Source organism: Bradyrhizobium sp. WCU1 (genome assembly GCF_053474805.1).
Genome location: NZ_CM130280.1, coordinates 7,379,657 through 7,401,624, shown reverse-complemented (window position 1 = coordinate 7,401,624; position 21,968 = coordinate 7,379,657). Strand labels below are relative to the sequence as shown.

The following is a 21,968-nucleotide window of genomic DNA, read 5'->3' as shown; positions in this document are numbered from 1 at the left end:
AATACCCAAAAAGAAAATCAGGTGCGCCGGAACCGACGCACCCGATCTATGTCTTCAATATCGCTTGTGTCGGCCGCTTGGTTGTTACCACCGGCAAACGCGAACACCACGCGGGGTCCACCAGCAACGGGGACCGACGTAACCGCCGTAGTAGCCATAGCCACGGCCATAGCCCCATCCGCGGCCGCGACCCCAGCCGCCGCGATAGCCATAGCCGCGCCCGCGCCATTGCGCTTGCGCAGACGATGTGGTCGCGCCAACCAGGATGGCAGAGGTGCTTGCGACATAGACGAACAACAAAGCGACTGCTGCAAGGCAACGAGTCAGGATATTGTAGCGTTTAGTCATTCTGAAGATCTCCAGTCACTTCCAAACATCTGAACTGATGCTGGCTGTCTCGCTTAGACGCGCGACACCGACATCCGGTTCGAGCATGCCTAAGACAATATTTTCACTAAGGTTCTTGCGAGCTTTAGCGACTCTATTGAGACCAACAGGTAAGGTCAAGTTACAGTCCCGCCCGCAAAGGATGATGTGGTTGCTACACTCATCTTGTCGTTCATCCGCCGTTCATTCTGTTCATCTTGCATTGCATCGACTTCGTGCCGATTTGATTTGTGCATCGCAGAAGCGATGATTTGCGAGTCGCGAAAAATGCCGTCGAGAACTTGAAGTCGACACGATCATGTTCTCTGAGCGTTTCAGAATCCTCCCTGAAGAGTGCCCATGCCGAAACAACACACCTACGTCCTTGGTCTCAACGCCTACGACCATGACGTGAGCGCCTGCCTGCTGCGTGACGGCGCGATCGCCTACGCGATCTCCAAGGAGCGCATCACCCGCGAGAAGCACGCCTCCGGCTTCTACAAGGAAGTCGTCGACTACTGCCTGTCCGCCGAGGGCATCACGCTCGACGATGTCGATCTCGTGGTGCGCAACAGCTACATCCTTCCGGTGCCCGAGATGGAGGAGCGGATGCTCCACCAGGACATGCCCGGCTTCCTGCCGATTGCCGAGCGCAACGCGGCCATCAAGCATCCGCTGTTTCGTTCGAAATCCGACAAGGTGGTGTCGATCTCACATCACCTCGCGCATGCCTACAGCGCCTTCGCGGTGTCGCCCTTCAAGGATGGCGTCGTGATGATCGTCGACGGCGTCGGCAGCTACCAGGCCGACGCGATGGAGGCCTATCCCCAGGAAGGAGCCTCGCCGCTCGCCCGCGAGTCCGAGAGCTACTACAGGTTCGACGATACCAGGCTCGAATGCCTGAAGAAGGTCTTCATGGAGCCGGCGCGCGGGTTGTTGTCGGACGAGTTCTACAACATGCCGGGCTTGGGTGCGCTGTACAGCCGGGTCTCGACCTATGTGTTCGGCGACTGGAACAAGTGCGGCGAGCTGATGGGGCTTGCGCCCTATGGCCGCCACGGGCAGGTCGGCAGTCTCCTCGAGATGAAGGACGGCCGGCTGCACGTGCCGTTCTGGGGCGACGACAACAAGCAGCCCTTCGTGCTCGACAGCGGCAGCTGGGACAAGAGCCCGACCATGCGGCACTGGGAGGACATCGCCTGGCGGGTGCAGGACGACACCGAGAACGTGCTGCTCGAGCGGGCGCGCTGGCTGCGCGAGAGCACCGGCGCGAAGAACCTGTGCATCGCCGGCGGCGTCGCGTTGAACTGCGTGGCGAACGGGCGGATCGCACGCGAGGCCGGCTTCGAGAACGTCTGGATCCAGCCCGCCGCCGGTGACGACGGCATCGCCATCGGCTGTGCCTATTACGGCTGGCTGGAGATTCTGAAACAGCGCCGCTCCTTCGTGATGGAGCACGCCTATGTCGGCCGACGCTACAGCGACGCGGAGGTGGCGGCCGCGCTGCAGGGCTTCCTGGTGCGCATCCAGGTCGATGCGAAGCGCAGCGACAACATCTGCCGCGACACCGCCAGGCTGCTCGCCGAGCAGCGCGTGATCGGCTGGTTTCAGGGCCCGTCCGAATTCGGTCCGCGCGCGCTCGGCAACCGCAGCCTGATCGCCGATCCGCGCAGGGCCGAGATGAAGGACATCCTCAACAGCCGCGTCAAGCACCGCCAGGCGTTCCGGCCGTTCGCGCCGATCGTGCTGGCCGAGCGCATGAAGGAGATCTTCGAGGGCGAGGAGGACTCGCCCTACATGCTGATCGCAAAGCCGGTGCGGCCGGATTGGCGCGACAGGATCCCGGCGATCGTGCATGTCGACGGTTCGGCGCGGGTGCAGAGCGTGCGGGAAGAAACCAACCCGGTGCTCTATCGCCTGCTCAAAGAGTTCGAGGCGCTGACCGGCGTGCCGGTGCTGATCAACACTTCATTCAACGTCAAGGGCGAGCCGATCATCGAGACGCCGCAGGATGCGGTGAGCTGCTTCCTCACCACGGGTATCGACCACCTCGTGCTGCACGACACGCTGGTGTCGAAGACCGCCATGCACAAGGTCGTTACGCCCGTGATGACGACGTTCGGAGACGTCGCCACCATCGTGTCCTCGACCACCCAGGACGGCAGCCGCGGTGGAAGTTAAGGCATGGCCCGGAAAACCGCGAAGCGGTTTTCCGACAAGGCCATACTCAGATATTGAGCGTCAGGCCGCCTTGGCCGGTGCCGCGGGTTTCGGCGCTGGCGGCTTGATCGGCTTGTCCTGCCGCTTCGACCACGAGATGTAATAGGCCACGATCGTCATGATCGCGATGCCGGAGATGCTGACGAAGATCTGCGCGAACAGCGAGCCCGAGCTCATCGAGAGCTCGAAATGTCCGACAAAGGACAGGAATACGCCGACGCAGAACACCGCGAGCGACTGCTGGCCGCAGACGATCAGGGGATCGAACACCTTCCATTCCAGCGCCGACCAGTCCTTCGGCACAAAGCGGATCACCAGCACCGTGATCACCACGAAGTGCAGGAAGCGATAGGGCGCGAGGTTGGTCTTGTCGTTCGGATTGAAGGTCGAATACAGCCAATCCGGGAACATCGCGCCGAATTCCGGGAAGCGGCCGGCCATCGTCATGATCAGCGCGAAGACCAGATAGGCAATACAGAACCACAGCGTGTAGCGCGAGTTGATGATGTGCATGTTGGCGCGCGCGCCGCCCATCGCGCACCACGAGCCGAACACGAACAGCACCTGCCAGGCGAACGGATTGAAGTACCAGGTCCCGGCCGGGTAGGCGGGCAGGTTCCAGCCGAAATGGCGCGAGACCAGCCACAGCGCGAGCGAGGCCAGCATGGTCCAGTTCGGCTGCCGCAGCATGAACCACAGCACCGGCGGAAACAGGCCCATCAGTACGATGTAGAGCGGCAGCACGTCGAGATTGACCGGCTTGAATTTCAGGAACAGGCCCTGGCGCAGCGTCTCGGTGGCGTTGTCGACGAGGCCGGCGACATTGAACTCGTTGATGATCTCGGAGTCGCCGAAGCGCAGCGCCAGGTAGCTGATCGAGGCGATGTAGATCACGAACAGGATGATGTGGGCGACATAGAGCTGCCAGACCCGCTTGGTCAACCTCGTGGCGCCAACGATGAAGCCGCGCTCCAGCATCATCCGGGCGTAGACGAAGGAGGCGGTGTAGCCGGAGATGAAGACGAACAGGTCCGCGGCGTCGCTGAAGCCGTAGTTCCGCGTCGTGATCCAGTTCACGATGTTGTCGGGGATGTGGTCGAGGTAGATCGCCCAGTTCGCGATCCCGCGGAACAGGTCGAGCCGGAGGTCACGTCCTTTTTCGGGCAAATGAGCGTGGATTTCCATGGGACGCCGTTTCCTCGAGGTGATGCTGTCGAGAAGACCGCACCTTGGCAATCTGGCCGCGCCCCGAGGGACTGCAAAGGGAAGCCTCCCGGGGCCAGATTGTCACAGCGCGGTAGAATGACTATACCGGTCCGGCGAAGGCTGCCTCCGAGATCGAGGAATCACCGATCAGTTCGTTGAACGGTGTCTCTATACTATCCCGACGGTTTCCTTCAAATCGCTTCCATGTTGCACATCCCACGGGGCCGACCATCCATGACCGCACGCATTTTTAAGCCCGCCAAAAACGCGATGCAATCGGGACGTGCCAAGACCAAGGCGTGGCAGCTGGATTATGAGCCGGAGCAGCCGCGCACCGTGGAGCCCCTGATGGGCTGGACCTCGTCGTCGGACATGAAGCAGCAGCTCACGCTGCACTTCGAGACCAAGGAGGAGGCGGTGGCCTATTGCGAGCGCAAGGGCATCGCCTACCAGGTGATCGAGCCGAAGGATTCGGCGCACCGCCAGATCGCCTATGCCGACAATTTCGCCTTCCGGCGCTGGGAGCCGTGGACCCACTAGGGTCTACGATCAACTCGCGGGGCTTGGGACGAGGGCCGCTGGAATCGGCAGCGGCGCGTCCTTGGAGACCCCGAGCACCGGAAAACTCCTGATCCTGCGCACGTTGGGCAGGCCGGCGAATTGTAGCAGCTGCCGGCGCATGTCGTCGACGCTGGGCGCGACACACCGAAGCATGAAATCGGCGTCGCCCGAGATCCGCCAGCACTGCAGGAAGCGCGGCACCGCCGCCACTGCGGCCTCGAACGCCTCGATCGCGACCAGGTTCTGGCTGTCGAGCTGGATCAGCACGAAAGTCGTCACCTCGTAGCCGAGCAGCCGCTCGTCGAGTGTGGCACGGATCGCCTGCACCACGCCGCGGCTGCGCAGCGCGCGGACCCGGCGCAGGCAGGGCGGGGCGGTGATGCCGACCCGCTCGGCAAGCTCGTTGATCCTGATCCGGCCGTCGCGTTGCAACTCGGTGAGGATCCGCAGGTCGATGTCATCGAGCTGTGGGCGCTCTGTCACAGTCACGAACCCGCCACCGCGGTTCGCGGGCCTTTACCGCCGTTCTGGACCCGACCGATCGCAGCCTGCGGTGCGACGCCCGACAGCACCAGCTTCTCGTGCGCTGCGATGATGGCGTCGCGGGTCAGCCGGCCGCCGGGGCGGTACCAGGTACAGAGCCCGGTCAGCAGAGCGATGATCGCAAAGGTCGCGACCTGGATGTCGACTACCTCGAACACGCCGTCCGACACCCCGTCGGTGAGGATCTGTGCCAGCCGCTGCTCGTAGGCACCGCGCAGCGACACGACGGCGTCGTAGTTTTTGGCATCGAGGCTGCGCAGCTCGGAATTGGCGATGAAGACCTCGCGCTTGCGGGTCATGTGATAGGTGACGTGGAAGGCGACGAAGGCGCGCAGCTGTTCGACCGGATCGGCCTTGCCCTCCAGCGCCAGATCAAGCTCGCGCAGCAAATCGTTGATATGGTCCTGCACCAGATCGAACAGCAGGTCCTGCTTGGTTGAGATATGGTTGTAGAGTGAGCCCGCCTGGATGCCGACTTCGGCGGCGAGCTGGCGCAAGCTCATGGCCTCGTAGCCGTGCTCGAAGATCAGGCGCACGCCAGCCTTGCGGATCGCCTCCAGAGTTGTGGGGCCATGTGAACCGATCGTGCGTGCCATCGGGGCCTCGGAGGGGGTGTCGGCTTGCCAGGAAAGTTAGGAAACAAGCGAACGACCGTATGTTTATCGCATGAAATCCCAGTGAATTCAATGAACTGCCGATTTCATGCACGAACCATAGCACAGTCGCTTGCGAAGCCAAGAAAAAAACGTATGATCGTTTAATTGCAAGATGAATCTCATGGGAGGGATCATGGCCTCGAACCGGGCGGCAATCTTCAATTTCGACCTTGGCGAGACCGCGGATGCGATCCGCGAGACGGTGCATGATTTCTCGACCAACGAGATCGCACCGCGCGCCGCCGAGATCGATCGCTCCAATACCTTTCCGCGCGACCTCTGGCCCAAGATCGGTGCGCTCGGCCTGCACGGCATCACGGTCGAAGAGGAGTATGGCGGCTCGGGCCTCGGCTATCTCGAGCATTGCATCGCGGTCGAGGAGATCTCGCGGGCGTCGGCCTCGGTCGGATTGGCCTATGGCGCTCATTCCAACCTCTGCGTCAACCAGATCCGCCGCAACGGCAACGAGGCGCAGAAGCGCAAATATCTGCCGAAGCTGATCTCGGGCGAGCATGTCGGCTCGCTGGCGATGTCGGAGCCCGGCGCCGGCTCGGATGTGGTCTCGATGAAGACCCGCGCCGAGAAGAAGGGCGACCGCTACGTGCTCAACGGCAACAAGATGTGGATCACCAACGGCCCGCACGCCGAGACGCTGGTGGTCTACGCCAAGACCGACGTCAACGCCGGCCCGCGCGGTATGACCGCCTTCATCATCGAAAAGGGCATGAAGGGATTCTCCACCGCGCAGAAGCTCGACAAGCTCGGCATGCGCGGCTCCGACACCTGCGAACTGGTGTTCGAGGATTGCGAGGTGCCGGAGGAGAACGTGCTCTCCGAAGTCGGCCGCGGCGTCAACGTGCTGATGTCTGGTCTCGACTACGAGCGCGCGGTGCTCGCAGCCGGGCCGATCGGGATCATGCAGGCCTGCATGGACGTCGTGCTGCCTTACGTGCACGAGCGCAAGCAGTTCGGCGAGCCGATCGGCTCGTTCCAGCTGGTGCAGGGCAAGATCGCCGACATGTACACCACGATGAACGCCTCGCGCGCCTATGTCTACGCGGTGGCAAAGGCCTGCGACCGCGGCGAGACCACACGCGAGGACGCAGCCGGCGCCATCCTCTATGCCGCCGAGAAGGCCACCCAATGCGCGCTGGATGCGATCCAGCTGCTGGGCGGCAACGGCTACATCAACGAGTATCCGACCGGCCGTCTGCTGCGCGACGCAAAGCTCTACGAGATCGGCGCCGGCACCAGCGAGATCCGCCGCATGCTGATTGGCCGCGAGCTGTTCGCCAAGACGGCTTGAGCTTCGCGCCGGCGGTCGCGCCATGGCGCGATCGCCTGACGTCCCCGATCCTGTCAGCTCCTCCAACGAAACGTGCAACACAGATGCCGCTTCATTCGACCATCGATCCGACATCTTCCGAATTCGCCCGCAACGCCGACGTGATGCGCGGCCTGGTCGCGGAGCTCCGCGACAAGCTCAACCAGGTGGCTGGCGGCGGGGGGGAGACCTCGCGCAAGCGCCACACCTCGCGCGGCAAGATGCTGGCGCGCGACCGCGTCGATCTGCTGGTCGACCCGGGCACCGCGTTCCTCGAATTGTCGCCGCTCGCTGCCAACGGCCTCTATGGCGGTGACGTGCATTCGGCGAGCGTCATTACCGGCGTCGGCCACATTGCGGGCCGCGAATGCATCATCGTTGCCAATGACGCCACCATCAAGGGCGGCACGTACTATCCGATGACGGTGAAGAAGCACCTGCGCGCCCAGGACATCGCGCGGCAGAACAATCTGCCCTGTGTCTACATGGTGGATTCCGGCGGCGCCTTCCTGCCGTTGCAGGACGAGATATTTCCCGACGAGCGGCATTTCGGGCGCATCTTCTACAATCAGGCCCAGATGTCGTCGCAGGGCATCCCGCAGATCGCGATCGTGATGGGCTCGTGCACGGCGGGCGGCGCCTATGTGCCGGCGATGTCGGACGAGAGCATCATCGTGCGCAATCAGGGCACCATCTTCCTCGGCGGCCCGCCGCTGGTGAAGGCCGCGACCGGCGAGGTCGTCACCGCCGAAGAGCTCGGCGGCGCCGATGTGCATTCCCGCCAGTCCGGCGTGACCGATCACTACGCCCAGAACGATGCGCATGCGATCGGCATCGCGCGACGCATCGTCGGCACGTTGAAGCAGCCGGCGAAGGCAACGCTCAACATGCGCGCCGTCCAGGAGCCGCTGTTTCCCGCCGAGGAGATCTATGGTGTGGTCTCCGCCGACGGGCGCAAGCCGTTCGACGTCCACGACATCATCGCGCGGATCGTCGACGGCTCCGAATTCGACGAATTCAAGAAGCTTTACGGCACCACGCTGATCTGCGGCTTCGCCCATATCTGGGGCTATCCGGTCGGCATCATCGCCAACAACGGCATCCTGTTCAGCGAGAGTTCGCTGAAGGGCGCGCATTTCATCGAGCTGTGCTGCCAGCGCGGCATTCCCCTGGTGTTCCTGCAAAACATCACCGGCTTCATGGTCGGCAAGAAATACGAGGCCGGCGGCATCGCGCGCGACGGCGCCAAGCTGGTGACAGCGGTTGCGACCGCCGGCGTGCCGAAATTCACCGTGGTGATCGGCGGCTCCTACGGCGCCGGCAACTATGGCATGTGCGGCCGCGCCTACAGCCCGCGCTTCCTCTGGCTGTGGCCGAACGCCCGCATCTCGGTGATGGGCGGCGAGCAGGCCTCGATGGTGCTGAGCCAGGTCAAGCGCGACGGCATCGAGGCCAAGGGCGAGAGCTGGTCGGCGGAAGAGGAAGACAAGTTCCGCGAGCCGATCCGGGCGCAGTACGAGAAACAGGGTAATCCCTATTACGCCACCGCGCGGCTGTGGGACGACGGCGTGATCGATCCCGCCGACACGCGTTTGGTGCTCGGGCTCGGCCTGTCGGCAGCGGCCAATGCGCCGATCGAACCCACCAAGTTCGGCCTGTTCAGGATGTGAGCCAAGGATCTGATCATGGACCGCTCAAAACTCTACCGGCGTTTCCGCACGCTGCTGATCGCCAACCGCGGCGAGATCGCCTGCCGCGTCATCCGCTCGGCGCGCGCCATGGGGCTGCGCACCGTCGCCGTCTATTCCGAGGCCGACCGCGAGGCGATGCATGTCGCGCTCGCCGACGAGGCGGTGCTGCTCGGGCCGGCGCGGGCGCGTGACAGCTATCTCAACATCGAGCGCGTCATCGCGGCGGCGAAGCAGACCGGCGCGGAGGCGGTGCATCCCGGCTACGGCTTCCTGTCGGAGAATGCCGAATTCGCGCAGGCCTGCCTCGACGCAGGTTTGGTGTTCGTCGGCCCGACCGCCGGGATGATGACGGCGATGGGGTCGAAATCCGGCTCGAAGGCGCTGATGGAGAAGGCCGGCGTGCCCTTGGTGCCGGGCTATCACGGCGAGGCCCAGGACGAAGCGATTTTGGCGGAAGCCGCCAACCGGATCGGCTTCCCGGTGCTGGTGAAGGCGTCGGCCGGCGGCGGCGGCCGCGGAATGCGCGTGGTCAATTCGGCGGCCGAGCTCGCGGCCGCGATCACCAGCGCCAAGCGCGAGGCCAAGGCGGCGTTCGGCGACGACCGCATGCTGATCGAGAAATACGTGCAGAATCCGCGCCACATCGAGGTGCAGATCATCGGCGACAGCCATGGCAATCTGCTCTCGCTGTGGGAGCGCGAATGCACGCTGCAACGCCGCCATCAGAAGGTGATCGAGGAGGCGCCGTCGCCGACCCTGAACGCTGCGCAGCGCGAGACGGTCTGCGAGGCCGCCCGCAAGGCTGCCGGTGCAGTCAACTATGTCGGCGCCGGCACTATCGAGTTCGTCTCCGACGGCAAGGACGTGTTCTTCATCGAGATGAACACCCGATTGCAGGTCGAGCATCCGGTCACGGAGCTGATCACCGGCGTCGATCTCGTGGAATGGCAGCTTCGCGTCGCGTTCGGCGAAGCGCTGCCGCTGAAGCAGAATGAGATCAGGTTGAACGGCCACGCCATCGAAGCGCGCGTCTACGCGGAGAATCCGCAGAAGAACTTCATGCCTTCGGTGGGCCGCATCAAGACCTGGCGGACTCCGCCGGACGGCGACGGACTGCGGATCGATGCCGGCTATCGCAGCGGCGACAATGTCTCGCCGTATTACGACGCGATGCTCGCCAAGGTGATCGCCTGGGCGCCGACGCGTGAAGGCGCGATCGAGAAGCTCAACCGTGGGCTTGAGCAGACCGACGTCCGCGGCATCGTCACCAACATCCCGTTCCTGTCGGCGCTGGTGACGCATCAGGCGACCAGGACCAATGCTATCGATACCGGCTTCATCGAGCGCGAGCTGAAAAACCTGACAGCGGGGCAGGGCGCGGCCGGCGATTTCGAACTGTGCGCGGCGGTGGCGGCGATCGTCGACGACGAGCAGAAGGCGGCGCGGCGCGAGGCCAACTCGCCCTGGCAGGCCTTCGGCTGGATGCCGGTCGGCCGCCGCCAGCGGGTGTTCTCGTTCAAGCAAGGCCATGAACCGCCGCAGACCATCACGCTGCACTATGGCAACGGTCCGTCGACGCTGTCGGTCGGCGGCCACGAGCTTGCCTTCGCGATCTCGTCATCCGGCGAGGATGGCTTCGACCTGACGCTCAACGGCCTCAAGTCGCGCGTTGCATCGGTCATCGAGGGCCACGAGCTTTATCTGCGTACCCGCAACGGCCGCTTCGACCTGCATTGGGTCGATCCGTTCGGCGGCGAAAGCGAGGAGCAGGTCGGCGAGGACAAGATCGTCGCGCCCTTGCCCGGCACCGTGGTGGCGCTGCTGGCCGAGGAGGGCGCGACGCTGGAGAAGGGCGCGCCGATCCTGACGCTGGAAGTGATGAAGATGGAGCAGACCCTGCGCGCGCCCTACGCCGGCGTGCTGAAGAAGCTCAAATGCAAGGTCGGCGATATCGTCGGCGAGGGTGTCGAGCTTGCGGAAGTGGAGCCTGCGGCTGCGTCATGAGCGATCAGGTCAAGATCATCGAGATGGGGCCGCGCGACGGCCTGCAGAATGAGAAGACGCCGGTCAGCGTCGCGGCGCGCATCGCCTTCGTCGAGGCGCTGGTGGCGGCGGGGCTCAATACCGTTGAGGTCGGCGCCTTCGTGTCGCCGAAGGCGATCCCGCAGATGGCGAGCTCCGACCAGGTGCTGTGCGGCGTCAGCCATATCAGGGATGCCGAATTCCACGTGCTGGTGCCGAACGAGAAGGGCTATGACGCCGCGCGCGCGGCCGGCGCCCGGGTGGTCTCGGTGTTCGCGGCGGCCTCCGAGGGCTTCTCACGCGCCAACATCAATTGCTCGATCGCGGAATCGATCGAGCGCTTCAAGCCGGTGCTGGCGCGTGCCAAGGCCGACGGCGTCAAGGTGCGTGGCTACGTCTCCTGCGTGCTCGGCTGCCCGTTCGACGGCGAGATCAAGCCGAAGGCGGTCGCCGACCTCGCGGTGACCCTGTGGGAGCTCGGCTGCTATGAGATCTCGCTCGGCGACACCATCGGTGTCGGCACGCCGCTCAAGGCCAGGGAGATGCTGCGCGCGGTCGGCGCCGAGCTTCCGGTCGCCAACCTTGCGATGCATTTCCACGACACCTACGGCCAGGCGCTCGCCAATCTCTATGCCGGCATGGAGGAGGGCGTCCGCGTCATCGATGCCGCCGCCGGCGGCCTCGGCGGCTGCCCCTACGCGCCCGGCGCCACCGGCAACGTCGCGACCGAGGATGTCGCCTACATGCTGGAAGGCATGGGCGTGACAACCGGCATCGACATGGACAAGCTGCTGGCCACGACGAACGAAGTTGCCACCTTGCTCGGCCGTCCGCCGGTGGGCCGTGTCGCCTCCGCGCTGAACGCGAAACGGAAGCGGCTCGGCGGCTCGTGAGCCTACGAGCGACGTCCGTCCGTCGCCATTGCGGGCATGCGCCAAGGCACGCTCCGGAATGACGGAAATCGGACGGGCTGCGACTTGACGCGGGGCCGCCCAATGGAACCCGCATTGCGGCGCACACGCCTTGTCATGGGGTTCCCGACCAAAATGCTCGAAAAGCATTCATGGCTTGGTGACTCAAAGGTGCTGAGGTGAGCGAGCTCGCAATTGCTCCAGGTGGCTCGCCATGTCCGGACAGGTGTCAGCTTCTCGTGGCCGAACGTTCTTGGCCGGAAAGATCGTTTTCAACTTCGGTCGGTCAGCGTTCGATTGCACGGTCCGGCAGCTCACCGATGCCGGGGCGACCGTGGAACTCGAAACCACGATCGGCATTCCCGACCACGTTCAGTTGTTGCTCGTCGGCACCAACCAGGTGAGGCCGTGCAAACGATTGTGGCAATCGGACCGGCAGCTCGGCCTCGCGTTTGAGGAGCAGCGGGCGAGCGCTGCAGCTTCGGCAGCCGCGCCGGCTTCCGCACCTGCGGGTCCCGCACCGTTCACCATTCCGGAGCGACGCAGCGGCGACATTCTGCGCGGGCACATGCTGGCGCTGCGCGCGGCGCTCGATCTGATCCCGGTCGGCATCCTGCTGCTGGATGCCGAACTGAAAGCCCTGTTCATCAACCGCGCGTTTCGGAACATGTGGGTGCTTCCGGACGCGGTTGCGGACCGCACCCCCAGCTTCACCGATCTGATGCGTCACGGTTGCAAGACCATGGCCTATGATCTGCCGGCCGAGCAGCTCGAAGCCTACCTTGCCGAACGCGTCCGCCTCGTGAGCATAGGGGACACAAACCCGATCGATCTCAGGCGCAGCAATGGTGATGTCATCCGATGTCAGTGCACGCCGCTGCCCGACGGCGGCCGGATGGTGAGCTACACGCCCGTAACCGACATCGTGCGCGCGTCGGACAAGCTGAAGGTGCTGACCGGGGCGCTCGAGAACGTGGAGGACGGCGTCGTGCTGCTCGATCGCGATCTCAATGCGGTGTTCCTCAATCGCAGGATGCGGGAATTCTGGGAGGTGAGCGAGGAGGAGGTCGCGCGGCATCCCGCCTATGTCACGCTGATCGCGCGCAATCGCCGGGCAGTCCCGACGGGCGCAACGGCGGAGCAGATCAAGGCCTTTCCGGCGAAGCGGATCGCGGAGATCAAGGCGGGCGACCACAAGCGCGACTTGCAGACGCCGGACGGCCGCAATATCCGGGTCCATTGCTCGACGATGGCAAATGGCGGCCGGATGCTGACCTTTGTCGACGTCACCGATCTTGTCCGCAATGCGCGACAGCTGGAGGTGCTCGCGACCACCGATCCACTCACTGGACTGTTCAACCGCAGGCACTTCCTCATGACGTTGGATGCGGAGTGGAGCCGGTTCCAGCGCTACTATCGTTCGGTCTCCGTCCTGATGGTCGATATCGATCACTTCAAGAGCATCAACGACCGGTTCGGCCACGCGATCGGTGACGAGGCGATCAAGGCGGTCGCCGAGATCTGCACGCGCGGCAAGCGCAAGTCGGACATTGTCGGCCGCATCGGAGGCGAGGAGTTCACGGTTCTGTTGCCGGAAACGACATTGTCGCGCGCCCGAACTGTTGCCGAGCGGATTCGCAGGCGGGTCGAAGGACTGACGTTGACGGCGGACGGCCGTCCGGTGTCCGTCACGGTGAGCATCGGCGTTGCCGAAGCCCTCACGAGCATGTCCGGGATAGACGCCCTGATGAAGGCCGCCGACGCCGCGCTCTACCAGGCCAAGGAAGGCGGCCGCAATCGGACGCAGTGCTGGCTGCCGCCGGCGCCGCCGAAGCTGGCGGCGGAGTAGGCCTGAGTTGCAGCTTGAACGAGCTTAGTAACATGACTGCAACTAAACAGCTACTTGGTCAGGCGCCCGTCAGGTTCCCATAAGGACTGATAATACATGGTTGCCTTACGGACACGATTGTTGCGTCGTTGCAACGGTGTCGGAACATTTAACCCTAAAAGCAGCCCATCCGTAGTCGCGCCGCTTTTTGGCCACACCCTGACATGAAAGGATATTCACCTAGCTGAATAGCCAGCGCTCCGACGACGGGACATTTTATCGGTTCCAGCGTTGATGGAGGAAGGGCGCAGGAAAAAGAGCGCCGGAACAGGGTCGCGATGGACGTCAAGACGAACATCAAGAGCAGGCTGCCCAGCCGTCACGTGACGGAGGGCCCCCAGCGCGCGCCGCATCGTTCCTATCTCTATGCGATGGGGCTGACGACAGCCCAGATTCATCAACCCTTTGTCGGCGTTGCTTCATGTTGGAATGAAGCGGCCCCCTGCAACATTTCGCTGATGCGCCAGGCGCAGGCGGTGAAGAAGGGCGTGGCTTCGGCCGGCGGTACACCGCGCGAATTCTGCACCATCACCGTGACCGATGGCATCGCCATGGGCCATGACGGCATGCGCTCGTCGCTGCCGTCGCGCGAATGCATCGCCGATTCGGTCGAGCTGACCGTCCGCGGCCACGCCTATGACGCGCTGGTCGGGCTCGCCGGCTGCGACAAATCGCTGCCGGGCATGATGATGGCGATGGTCCGTCTCAACGTGCCCTCGATCTTCATCTATGGCGGCTCGATCCTGCCGGGCAACTTCCGTGGCCAGCCGGTGACCGTGCAGGACATGTTCGAGGCGGTCGGCAAGCACTCGGTCGGCGCCATGTCGGACGAGGACCTCGACGAGATCGAGCGGGTGGCGTGCCCCTCGGCCGGCGCCTGCGGCGCCCAGTTCACCGCCAATACCATGGCGACTGTGTCCGAGGCGATCGGCCTCGCGCTGCCGTATTCGGCCGGGGCTCCGGCGCCGTATGAGATCCGCGACTCCTTCTGCGCCGCCGCCGGCGAGAAGGTGATGGAGCTGATCGAGAAAAACATCCGGCCCCGTGACATCGTCACCCGCGAAGCCCTTGAAAATGCTGCGGCCGTGGTTGCAGCCTCAGGTGGTTCGACCAATGCTGCGCTGCACCTGCCGGCGATCGCCCATGAGTGCGGCATCAAATTCAATTTGTTCGACGTTGCCGAAATCTTCAAAAAGACTCCTTACGTCGCGGATTTGAAGCCGGGCGGCCGTTATGTTGCCAAAGACATGTTTGAAGTAGGTGGCATTCCGCTGCTGATGAAGACGCTGCTCGACCATGGCCACCTGCACGGGAATTGCCTCACCGTCACTGGCCGAACGATCGCCGAAAACCTCAAAAGCGTGAAATGGAATCCGCACCAGGATGTGGTGCGGCCCGCCGACAATCCGATCACCGTCACAGGTGGCGTTGTCGGGCTGAAGGGTAATCTCGCTCCGGAGGGTGCGATCGTGAAGGTCGCGGGAATGTCCAACCTGAAGTTCACCGGTCCGGCCCGGTGCTTCGACCGCGAGGAAGACGCTTTCGAGGCGGTGCAGAAGCGCACCTACAAGGAAGGCGAAGTGATTGTGATCCGCTACGAGGGGCCGAAGGGCGGTCCCGGGATGCGGGAGATGCTGGCGACCACGGCGGCGCTGACCGGGCAGGGGATGGGGGGCAAGGTTGCCCTGATCACCGATGGCCGGTTCTCCGGCGCCACCCGTGGCTTCTGCATCGGACATATTGGACCTGAAGCGGCCGTCGGCGGGCCGATCGGGTTATTGCAGGACGGCGACATCATCGAGATCGATGCGGTCGCCGGCACACTTGACGTAAAATTGAGCGACGCCGAGCTCGCAAATCGTAAGACCAAATGGGCCCCTCGGGCGACTAACCACACATCTGGTGCGCTGTGGAAGTACGCCGAGCAAGTGGGGCCGGCGGTGGATGGCGCAGTCACCCATCCGGGTGGCGCGCACGAGAAACAGTGTTATGCGGACGTTTAGGCGTACGATTTTTGCGTTTGCGTTAGGGGCCATTCCGGTGGCGGGCCCTGGATTCGGATTCGACGGAGCCCCGGTCAACCCCCAGGATACCGTTCTGCCGGTGGTCGCGCCGCAGCCGGGCTCGGCGGCTGCGTTGAAGCGGGCCACGACGCCGGTTGCCCCGACGGCGACCGCGCCGACCTCGTCCTTCAGCACGCTGCAGTATCAGGCCGAGGGCGGCCACCCCGTGGCGCAGTGGAAGCTCGGCAAGATGTACGCCGAGGGCGACGGCGTGATCCAGGACGACATGCGCGCCTTCGAATATTTCAGCCGGATCGCCAATGCGCATGCCGAGGATTCACCGTCGGCGCCGCAAGCCTCGATCGTGGCCAACGCCTTTGTCGCGCTCGGCCGCTACTATCTGAACGGCATTCCCAATTCCAAGGTGAAGGCGGACACCGAGCGCGCGCGGGAGATGTTCTCCTATGCGGCGTCCTATTTCGGCAATGCCGACGCCCAGTACGACCTTGCCCGGCTGTATTTGAAGACGCCGGATGCATCGCGGGATGATTTCCGCTATGGCGCGCGCTGGCTGGGCCTTGCCGCCCAGAAGGGCCAGCATCAGGCGCAGGCGCTGCTTGGCCAGATGCTGTTCAACGGCGACCGGCTGCCGCCGCAGCGGGCGCGCGGCCTGATGTGGCTGACCCTGGCGCGCGACAGCGCCACGCCCGACGAGGCCTGGATCAAGGAAAGCTACAACCGGGCGATCGCCAAGGCGTCGGAAGACGACCGTGCGATGGCACTGCAGATGCTCGAGCACTGGGTGCAAGGTCGTCGCGATTAGAGGCCGCCGCGACTGAGATCGCGGGCGGCCCTTGGAACTCGCTCGGGGCTCAGGCGGTCTCGAAATCGAGATCGGCCCAGACCGGGACATGGTCGGACGGCTTCTCCCAGGCGCGGACATAGCTGTCGATGCCGACATCGATCAGCCGGTCGCTGGCCTGCGGCGACATCAGGAGATGGTCGATCCGCAGCCCCCAGTTCTTCTGCCAGGCGCCGGCCTGGTAATCCCAGAAGGTGTACTGGCCGGGCTCGTCATTGACTGCCCGCAGCGCATCCGTGAGGCCGAGGCCGAGCAGGGACTGGAAGGCCTCGCGGGTCGCCGGGCGGAACAGCGCGTCGTCGGCCCATGCGGCCGGATTGTAGACGTCGCGGGCCGCCGGGATGACATTGTAGTCGCCGGCCAGGATCAGCGGCTCCTCGGCCTTAAGCCGTTCCTTCGTGTACTCAAGAAGCCGCGACATCCATTTGAGCTTGTAGGGATATTTGTCGGTGTTCGCGGGATTGCCGTTGGGCAGGTAAAGGCATGCGACCCGTACCACGCCCTGTTTCAGCGTCACGACGCCTTCGAGGAAGCGGGCATGGGCGTCCTCGTCGTCGCCGGCGAGGCCCGATTTGGTCTCGTCGAACGGCAGCTTGGAGAGCAGCGCGACGCCGTTGAAGGTCTTCTGCCCGTGGGTGACGACATTATACCCGAGCGCCTCGACCTCGAGCCGAGGGAAAGCGTCATCGACGCATTTGATCTCCTGCAGGCAAACGATGTCCGGAGAGCACTCCTTCAGCCAGGCGACCAGCAGTTCGATCCGTTGCCGGACCGAGTTGACGTTCCAGGTGGCGATGCGAACTGTCATCGGAAGTCCCTTATTTCATGACGCTTTCGCGTCACTTGATGCCTAGACCAAGCGTTTGCGCATCTCGATGTGTGGGATGCCGGCTTCCTCGAACTCGTCGCCGCACCGTTCGAACCCGGCGCGCGCATAGAACGGCTCCGCGTGCGTCTGAGCGTTGAGGATCAGTTCGGGATAGCCGAGTTCTGCCGCCTTGGCCATCAGCGCGTCCAGTACTCGGGCGCCAACGCCCGTGCCACGTGCCGTTTCGAGCACGGCCATGCGGCCGATATGGCCGTCGGGGAGCAGCCGGCCGGTGGCAACGGGTGTGCCGTCATCGGTAAACGCCAGCGCATGCCAACTCGACGCGTCCATCTCGTCCCATTCCAGTTCGACCGGCACGCCCTGTTCTTCGACAAAGACTTTGTAACGGATGGCGCCGGAGCGTTCGCGGGCGTCTTCCCAAGTGCAGATCAGGACGGAGGTGGACATAGGGCGGCGATTGGCGGGCGCCCGAGGAGGCGCAGTATTTCACTTTCGTGGCATACCATATGCGGTCCGGCTGTGCTAACCCTCTCCGGAAACAAGGCGTAACAATTGCCGATGGGGGAGTCGCGAAGCGTCCCGCCTTCAAGGGAAGGGGCGGCGCACGTGCAAAATTATGAAAAAACGCAGTTTGGTTCTGACTGTCGCGGTCCTCGGCATTGCGGCCGGGGCGGCCTACATGATCCGCTCTTCGTGGATGGGCGGCGGTTCCGCAACCACGCAAGGGCCCCCGCGGCCGCGGGTAGTCTCGGTGGATCTGGCCAAGGCGGAACGCAGATCGGTGCCGGTCGATGTCGATGCGATCGGAACGGTCACGCCGATCTCCAGCGTGGCGCTGAAATCGCGGCTGGAGACCACCATCGTCTCGGTGCATTTCGAGGACGGCGCCAGGGTCAATGAGGGCGACCTGCTGTTCATGCTCGACGCGCGACAGATCGACGCCCAGATCGAGCAGGCCGAGGGTGTCCTAGCCCGCGACCAGGCCCAGCTCGAGGGCGCACAGCGCGACCAGCGCCGCTACACCGAACTGGTCGGCAAGGGCGCGACCACCCAGGTCAACCTCGACAACGCCAAGACCCAGTCCGACGTCCTGATCGGCACCATCAAGGCCGACCAGTTCGCGCTGGAAAATCTCCGCGTCCAGAAGAGCTACACCGTGATCCGGGCGCCGTTTGCGGGCCGGATCAGCGCCGCCAACGTCAAGGTCGGGAACTTCGTCCGTCCCGCCGATACGCAACCGCTCGCGATCATCAACCAGATGGCGCCGGTTTATGTCACCTTCGCAATCCCGCAGCGGGCGCTGGTCGATCTGCGCGACGCCATGGGAAAGGGTGATCCCAAGGTGATCGCGACCATTCCCGGCCACCAGCGCTCCGAAAGCGGCAAGGTCGCCATGGTCGAGAACGCCGTCGATGCAACCACCGGCATGGTGACCGTGCGCGGCGTCATGAACAATGCCAGCGAGACGCTGTGGCCGGGCACCATCGTGCAGACCAAGCTGATCATCCGCAGCGAGGACGCCGTCGTGGTGCCCACGGTCGCGGTGCAGCGCAGCCAGAACGGCAATTTCGTCTTCGTGGTCAGGGACGGCGTCGCCAAGGTCCAGCCCGTCAAGGTCGATCGCACGTTCCAGGGCTCGTCGGTGATCTCTGACGGACTGGCGGGCGATGAAAGCGTCGTCGTCGACGGCCAGCTGCTGCTGTCGGAGGGATCGCGGGTCGAGTTGCGGGCGCGCAAGGCCGGAGCCTGACCTATGACGCTGTCCGAGCTCTGCATCCGCCGCCCGGTCATGACGACGCTGATCACTGCGTCGATCATCGCCTTCGGCCTGTTCGGTTTCCGCCTGCTGCCGGTCTCGGCGCTGCCCAAGGTGGACTTCCCGACCATCGCAGTCACCGCGACCCTGCCGGGCGCCAGCGCCGACACCATGGCGGCCTCGGTTGCAGGGATCATCGAGCGTCAGCTCTCGACGATTGCCGGCATCTCCTCGATGTCCTCGAACTCGTCGCAGGGCACCAGCGTCATCACCATCCAGTTCGACCTCAACCGCAGCATCGATGCCGCGGCGCTCGACGTGCAGACGGCATTGACGATCGCGCAGCGCCGGCTGCCGATCGAGATGACGATCCCGCCGAGCTTCCGGAAGGTGAACCCGGCCGATTTCCCGGTGCTGTTCGTCTCGCTGGGGTCGGCGACGCTGCCGCTGTCGGCGGTCAACGAATACGGCGACATCACGATCGGGCAGGCGCTGTCGCAGCTGCCGGGGGTCGCGCAGGTCCTGATCTACGGCGCGCAGAAATTCGCGATCCGGGTCCAGGCCGATCCGGAGGCCGCGGCCGCCCGGGGCGTCTCGATGGAGGACATCCGCGCAGCGGTGTCGCGCGCCAATTCCTCCACCCCGGTCGGCACGCTGAACGGTCCCAAGCAGGACGTCGCGCTGCAGGCCTCCGGCCAGATGGACAAGGCGGCCGACTACCGCCAGATCTATGTCGCTTGGCGCAACGGTTCGCCGGTCCGACTCGACGAGATCGCCAAGGTCTATGACAGCGTCGAGAACGACAAGATCGCGACCTGGATGAACGACGAGCGCGCGATCGTGCTCGCGATCCAGAAACAGCCCGACGCCAACACCGTCGCCGTCGTCGACGCCGTTCTCGCAAAGCTGCCGTCGCTGCGCGCCGCGATCCCGCCCTCGGTAACGATGCAGGTGATGATGGACCGCTCGGTCTCGATCCGGCAGGCGGTCAGCGACGTCGAGGAGACCCTGCTGATCGCGATCGGGCTCGTCATCCTGGTGATTTTCCTGTTTCTGCGCTCGGCGTCGGCGACTTTCATTCCGGCGCTCGCGGTGCCGATCTCGCTGTTCGGCACCTGCGCTGCGATGTACGCGCTGGATTACTCCATCAACAACATGACGCTGCTGGCGCTGACGCTCTCGGTCGGCTTCGTGGTCGATGACGCCATCGTGATGCTGGAGAACATCGTCCGCCATATCGAGCATGGCATGAAGCCGTTCGAGGCGGCACTGAAGGGCGCCCGCGAGATCGGCTTCACCATCATCTCGATCACGTTCTCGCTGATTGCCGTGTTCATCCCGGTGCTGCTGATGGGCGGCATCGTCGGCCGCGTGTTCCGCGAATTCGCGGTCACGATCTCGGTCGCGATCATCGTCTCCGGCTTCGTGTCGCTGACCCTGACGCCGATGCTGTGCGCCCGCGTGCTGCGCGCGCATGATGCGACCAGGCGGCCGAACATCGCGCTGCGGGCGTTCGAGGCGATGTTCGAGGCCTGGCTGCGCGCCTATGAATGGGCACTGGACTGGGTGCTGGCCAAGAAGGCCTTGATGCTGGTGGTGACGCTCGCGACGCTCGGCGGCACAGTCTATCTCTACATGATCGTGCCGAAGGGCTTCTTCCCGCAGGAGGATACCGGCTTCCTGATCGGCGTGACGGAAGCCGCGACCGACACCTCGTTCGAGGCGATGAAGGTGCGCCAGCAGGCACTGGTCGACGTGCTCAGGACCGATCCGGCGATCGACTATGTCAATTCCACCGTCGGCTCCGGCGGTCCCAATTCGACCACCAATTACGGCCGGCTGTTCATTGCGCTGAAGCCGCAGAACACCCGCGACAACGCCGCTGTCGTGATCGGGCGGCTGCGCCAGAAGGCGCGCGAGATCCCGGGCATGCAGGCGTTCTTCCAGAGCGTCCAGAACCTCAACATCGGCGGCCGCATCTCCAAGAGCCAGTATCAATACGTGATGCAGAGCGGCGATACCGAGGCGCTGTACCGGCTGGCGCCTGAGATGCGCGACAAGATCGAGAAGATCCCGGGCCTGCTCGACGTCACCACCGACCTCTACATCAAGAACCCGCAGATGACAGTCGACATCGACCGCGAGAAGGCGGCGGTGTACGGCATCACCGTCGACCAGGTCCGCAACCAGCTCTACAACGCCTATGGTTCGCGGCAGGTCGGCACTATCTACATGCCGTCGAACGACTACCAGATCATTCTCGAGGTGCAGCCGCAGTTTCGGGTCGATCCGTCAGACCTCTCGAAGCTCTACATGAAGACCGCGAGCGGCCAGACCATTCCGCTGGATGCGGTGGCCCGGCTGGTGCCGACGGTCGGACCGCTGCAGATCAACCACCAGGGCCAGCAGCCGGCGGTGACGATCTCGTTCAATCTCGCGCCGGGCAATTCGCTCGGCTACGCAGTCGACAAGATCACCGAGCTCGAGCAGAATTCAAGCCCGCCGCCAACGATTGCGACCGGCTTCTCCGGCACCGCGCAGGTGTTCCAGGATTCGCTGCGCGGGCAGGGCGTCCTGATCCTCGCCGCGGTGTTCGCGGCTTTCGTCATCCTTGGCATTCTCTACGAAAGCTTCATCCATCCGATCACCATCATCTCGGGCTTGCCGTCGGCCGGTATCGGCGCGATCCTGACGTTGACGCTGTTCGGGATGGAGCTGTCGGTGATCGCAATGATCGGCATCGTGATGCTGGTCGGCATCGTCAAGAAGAACGCGATCATGATGGTCGACTTCGCGCTGGAGCGCCGCCGCGTGGGGTTGAGTGCCGAGCATGCGATCCGCGAGGCCGCTCTGCTGCGCTTCCGCCCGATCATGATGACGACGTTCGCGGCGATCTTCGGCACGCTGCCGATCGCGCTCGGTGCCGGCGCCGGTGCGGAGCTGCGTCAGCCGCTCGGCGTCGCCGTGGTCGGCGGCCTCTGCGTCTCACAACTGCTGACGCTGTTCATCACGCCTGTCATCTACATCTATCTCGACCGCATCGACCGCGGCCTGCGGCGCAAGCTCGACCCGCAGGCGGACGGTGACATCGAACGGCCGCAGGTGGTCGCGGCCGAGTAGCAGGCGGCGG

General features: G+C 64.2%; 16 protein-coding genes. 11 read left to right on the top strand and 5 right to left on the bottom strand.

The annotated features are described in order from the left end of the window. The first annotated feature begins 726 nt into the window (after positions 1 to 726). Positions 727 to 2,547 (top strand): carbamoyltransferase family protein, encoded by a 1,821-nt coding sequence (locus ACTUWL_RS34690; RefSeq protein WP_021081190.1) that lies wholly within the window; start codon positions 727 to 729, stop codon positions 2,545 to 2,547. Positions 2,548 to 2,607: 60 nt separating this feature from the next. Here the strand turns inward: ACTUWL_RS34690 and ACTUWL_RS34685 are convergent, their stop codons facing one another. Next, positions 2,608 to 3,771: an OpgC domain-containing protein gene (locus tag ACTUWL_RS34685; RefSeq protein WP_021081191.1), complete on the bottom strand. Its 1,164-nt coding sequence runs from the start codon at positions 3,769 to 3,771 to the stop codon at positions 2,608 to 2,610. A gap of 255 nt (positions 3,772 to 4,026) precedes the next feature. On the opposite strand from ACTUWL_RS34685, the gene ACTUWL_RS34680 reads away from it, so the two are divergent. After that, positions 4,027 to 4,332, top strand: a complete 306-nt coding sequence (locus tag ACTUWL_RS34680) for an ETC complex I subunit (protein WP_021081192.1) — start codon at positions 4,027 to 4,029, stop codon at positions 4,330 to 4,332. A 9-nt stretch (positions 4,333 to 4,341) separates the two neighbouring features. Here the strand turns inward: ACTUWL_RS34680 and ACTUWL_RS34675 are convergent, their stop codons facing one another. After that, on the bottom strand, positions 4,342 to 4,836 hold the full coding sequence (locus tag ACTUWL_RS34675; protein ID WP_035652770.1) for an Lrp/AsnC family transcriptional regulator: 495 nt from the start codon (positions 4,834 to 4,836) through the stop codon (positions 4,342 to 4,344). 2 nt (positions 4,837 to 4,838) lie between these two features. Then, positions 4,839 to 5,492: a TetR/AcrR family transcriptional regulator gene (locus ACTUWL_RS34670; RefSeq protein WP_021081194.1), complete on the bottom strand. Its 654-nt coding sequence runs from the start codon at positions 5,490 to 5,492 to the stop codon at positions 4,839 to 4,841. A 193-nt stretch (positions 5,493 to 5,685) separates the two neighbouring features. Here ACTUWL_RS34670 and ACTUWL_RS34665 point away from each other — a divergent pair, with 193 nt between their 5' ends. The 7 genes from ACTUWL_RS34665 (at position 5,686) to ACTUWL_RS34635 (ending at position 16,214) form a co-directional block, all read left to right on the top strand. Further along, complete coding sequence (locus ACTUWL_RS34665) at positions 5,686 to 6,858, top strand: isovaleryl-CoA dehydrogenase (RefSeq protein ID WP_021081195.1); 1,173 nt, start codon at positions 5,686 to 5,688, stop codon at positions 6,856 to 6,858. A gap of 83 nt (positions 6,859 to 6,941) precedes the next feature. After that, positions 6,942 to 8,546 (top strand): carboxyl transferase domain-containing protein, encoded by a 1,605-nt coding sequence (locus ACTUWL_RS34660; RefSeq protein ID WP_021081196.1) that lies wholly within the window; start codon positions 6,942 to 6,944, stop codon positions 8,544 to 8,546. Positions 8,547 to 8,561: 15 nt separating this feature from the next. Next, positions 8,562 to 10,571, top strand: a complete 2,010-nt coding sequence (locus ACTUWL_RS34655) for an acetyl/propionyl/methylcrotonyl-CoA carboxylase subunit alpha (protein ID WP_106939924.1) — start codon at positions 8,562 to 8,564, stop codon at positions 10,569 to 10,571. After that, positions 10,568 to 11,482 (top strand): hydroxymethylglutaryl-CoA lyase, encoded by a 915-nt coding sequence (locus ACTUWL_RS34650; protein WP_021081198.1) that lies wholly within the window; start codon positions 10,568 to 10,570, stop codon positions 11,480 to 11,482. Before ACTUWL_RS34655 ends, ACTUWL_RS34650 begins: the two co-directional genes overlap by 4 nt. 352 nt (positions 11,483 to 11,834) lie before the next feature. Next, positions 11,835 to 13,349: a sensor domain-containing diguanylate cyclase gene (locus tag ACTUWL_RS34645; protein WP_291735045.1), complete on the top strand. Its 1,515-nt coding sequence runs from the start codon at positions 11,835 to 11,837 to the stop codon at positions 13,347 to 13,349. Between the two features lie 317 nt (positions 13,350 to 13,666). Beyond that, complete coding sequence (ilvD, locus tag ACTUWL_RS34640; protein ID WP_021081200.1) at positions 13,667 to 15,391, top strand: dihydroxy-acid dehydratase; 1,725 nt, start codon at positions 13,667 to 13,669, stop codon at positions 15,389 to 15,391. Continuing rightward, positions 15,378 to 16,214, top strand: coding sequence for a tetratricopeptide repeat protein (locus ACTUWL_RS34635; RefSeq protein WP_021081201.1), 837 nt, complete (start codon positions 15,378 to 15,380; stop codon positions 16,212 to 16,214). The genes ilvD and ACTUWL_RS34635 overlap by 14 nt, the downstream gene beginning before the upstream one ends. A gap of 49 nt (positions 16,215 to 16,263) precedes the next feature. On the opposite strand, the gene xth is transcribed toward ACTUWL_RS34635, so the two are convergent. Continuing rightward, entirely contained in the window at positions 16,264 to 17,061 is a 798-nt protein-coding gene (xth, locus tag ACTUWL_RS34630; RefSeq protein WP_021081202.1) for an exodeoxyribonuclease III, read from the bottom strand. Between the two features lie 42 nt (positions 17,062 to 17,103). Next, on the bottom strand, positions 17,104 to 17,529 hold the full coding sequence (locus ACTUWL_RS34625; protein ID WP_021081203.1) for a GNAT family N-acetyltransferase: 426 nt from the start codon (positions 17,527 to 17,529) through the stop codon (positions 17,104 to 17,106). 169 nt (positions 17,530 to 17,698) lie between these two features. On the opposite strand from ACTUWL_RS34625, the gene ACTUWL_RS34620 reads away from it, so the two are divergent. Next, complete coding sequence (locus ACTUWL_RS34620; protein ID WP_021081204.1) at positions 17,699 to 18,832, top strand: efflux RND transporter periplasmic adaptor subunit; 1,134 nt, start codon at positions 17,699 to 17,701, stop codon at positions 18,830 to 18,832. A gap of 3 nt (positions 18,833 to 18,835) precedes the next feature. Next, on the top strand, positions 18,836 to 21,958 hold the full coding sequence (locus ACTUWL_RS34615) for an efflux RND transporter permease subunit (RefSeq protein WP_021081205.1): 3,123 nt from the start codon (positions 18,836 to 18,838) through the stop codon (positions 21,956 to 21,958). The last annotated feature ends 10 nt before the right edge of the window (positions 21,959 to 21,968 follow it).

What these genes read in the sequence shown, in the direction of transcription:
- ACTUWL_RS34690 (WP_021081190.1), top strand. Translation starts at nt 727, where the DNA reads ATGCCGAAACAACACACCTACGTCCTTGGTCTCAACGCCTACGACCAT.
- ACTUWL_RS34685 (WP_021081191.1), bottom strand. Translation starts at nt 3,771, where the DNA reads ATGGAAATCCACGCTCATTTGCCCGAAAAAGGACGTGACCTCCGGCTC.
- ACTUWL_RS34680 (WP_021081192.1), top strand. Translation starts at nt 4,027, where the DNA reads ATGACCGCACGCATTTTTAAGCCCGCCAAAAACGCGATGCAATCGGGA.
- ACTUWL_RS34670 (WP_021081194.1), bottom strand. Translation starts at nt 5,492, where the DNA reads ATGGCACGCACGATCGGTTCACATGGCCCCACAACTCTGGAGGCGATC.
- ACTUWL_RS34665 (WP_021081195.1), top strand. Translation starts at nt 5,686, where the DNA reads ATGGCCTCGAACCGGGCGGCAATCTTCAATTTCGACCTTGGCGAGACC.
- ACTUWL_RS34660 (WP_021081196.1), top strand. Translation starts at nt 6,942, where the DNA reads ATGCCGCTTCATTCGACCATCGATCCGACATCTTCCGAATTCGCCCGC.
- ACTUWL_RS34655 (WP_106939924.1), top strand. Translation starts at nt 8,562, where the DNA reads ATGGACCGCTCAAAACTCTACCGGCGTTTCCGCACGCTGCTGATCGCC.
- ACTUWL_RS34650 (WP_021081198.1), top strand. Translation starts at nt 10,568, where the DNA reads ATGAGCGATCAGGTCAAGATCATCGAGATGGGGCCGCGCGACGGCCTG.
- ilvD (WP_021081200.1), top strand. Translation starts at nt 13,667, where the DNA reads ATGGACGTCAAGACGAACATCAAGAGCAGGCTGCCCAGCCGTCACGTG.
- ACTUWL_RS34635 (WP_021081201.1), top strand. Translation starts at nt 15,378, where the DNA reads ATGCGGACGTTTAGGCGTACGATTTTTGCGTTTGCGTTAGGGGCCATT.
- xth (WP_021081202.1), bottom strand. Translation starts at nt 17,061, where the DNA reads ATGACAGTTCGCATCGCCACCTGGAACGTCAACTCGGTCCGGCAACGG.
- ACTUWL_RS34625 (WP_021081203.1), bottom strand. Translation starts at nt 17,529, where the DNA reads ATGTCCACCTCCGTCCTGATCTGCACTTGGGAAGACGCCCGCGAACGC.
- ACTUWL_RS34620 (WP_021081204.1), top strand. Translation starts at nt 17,699, where the DNA reads ATGAAAAAACGCAGTTTGGTTCTGACTGTCGCGGTCCTCGGCATTGCG.
- ACTUWL_RS34615 (WP_021081205.1), top strand. Translation starts at nt 18,836, where the DNA reads ATGACGCTGTCCGAGCTCTGCATCCGCCGCCCGGTCATGACGACGCTG.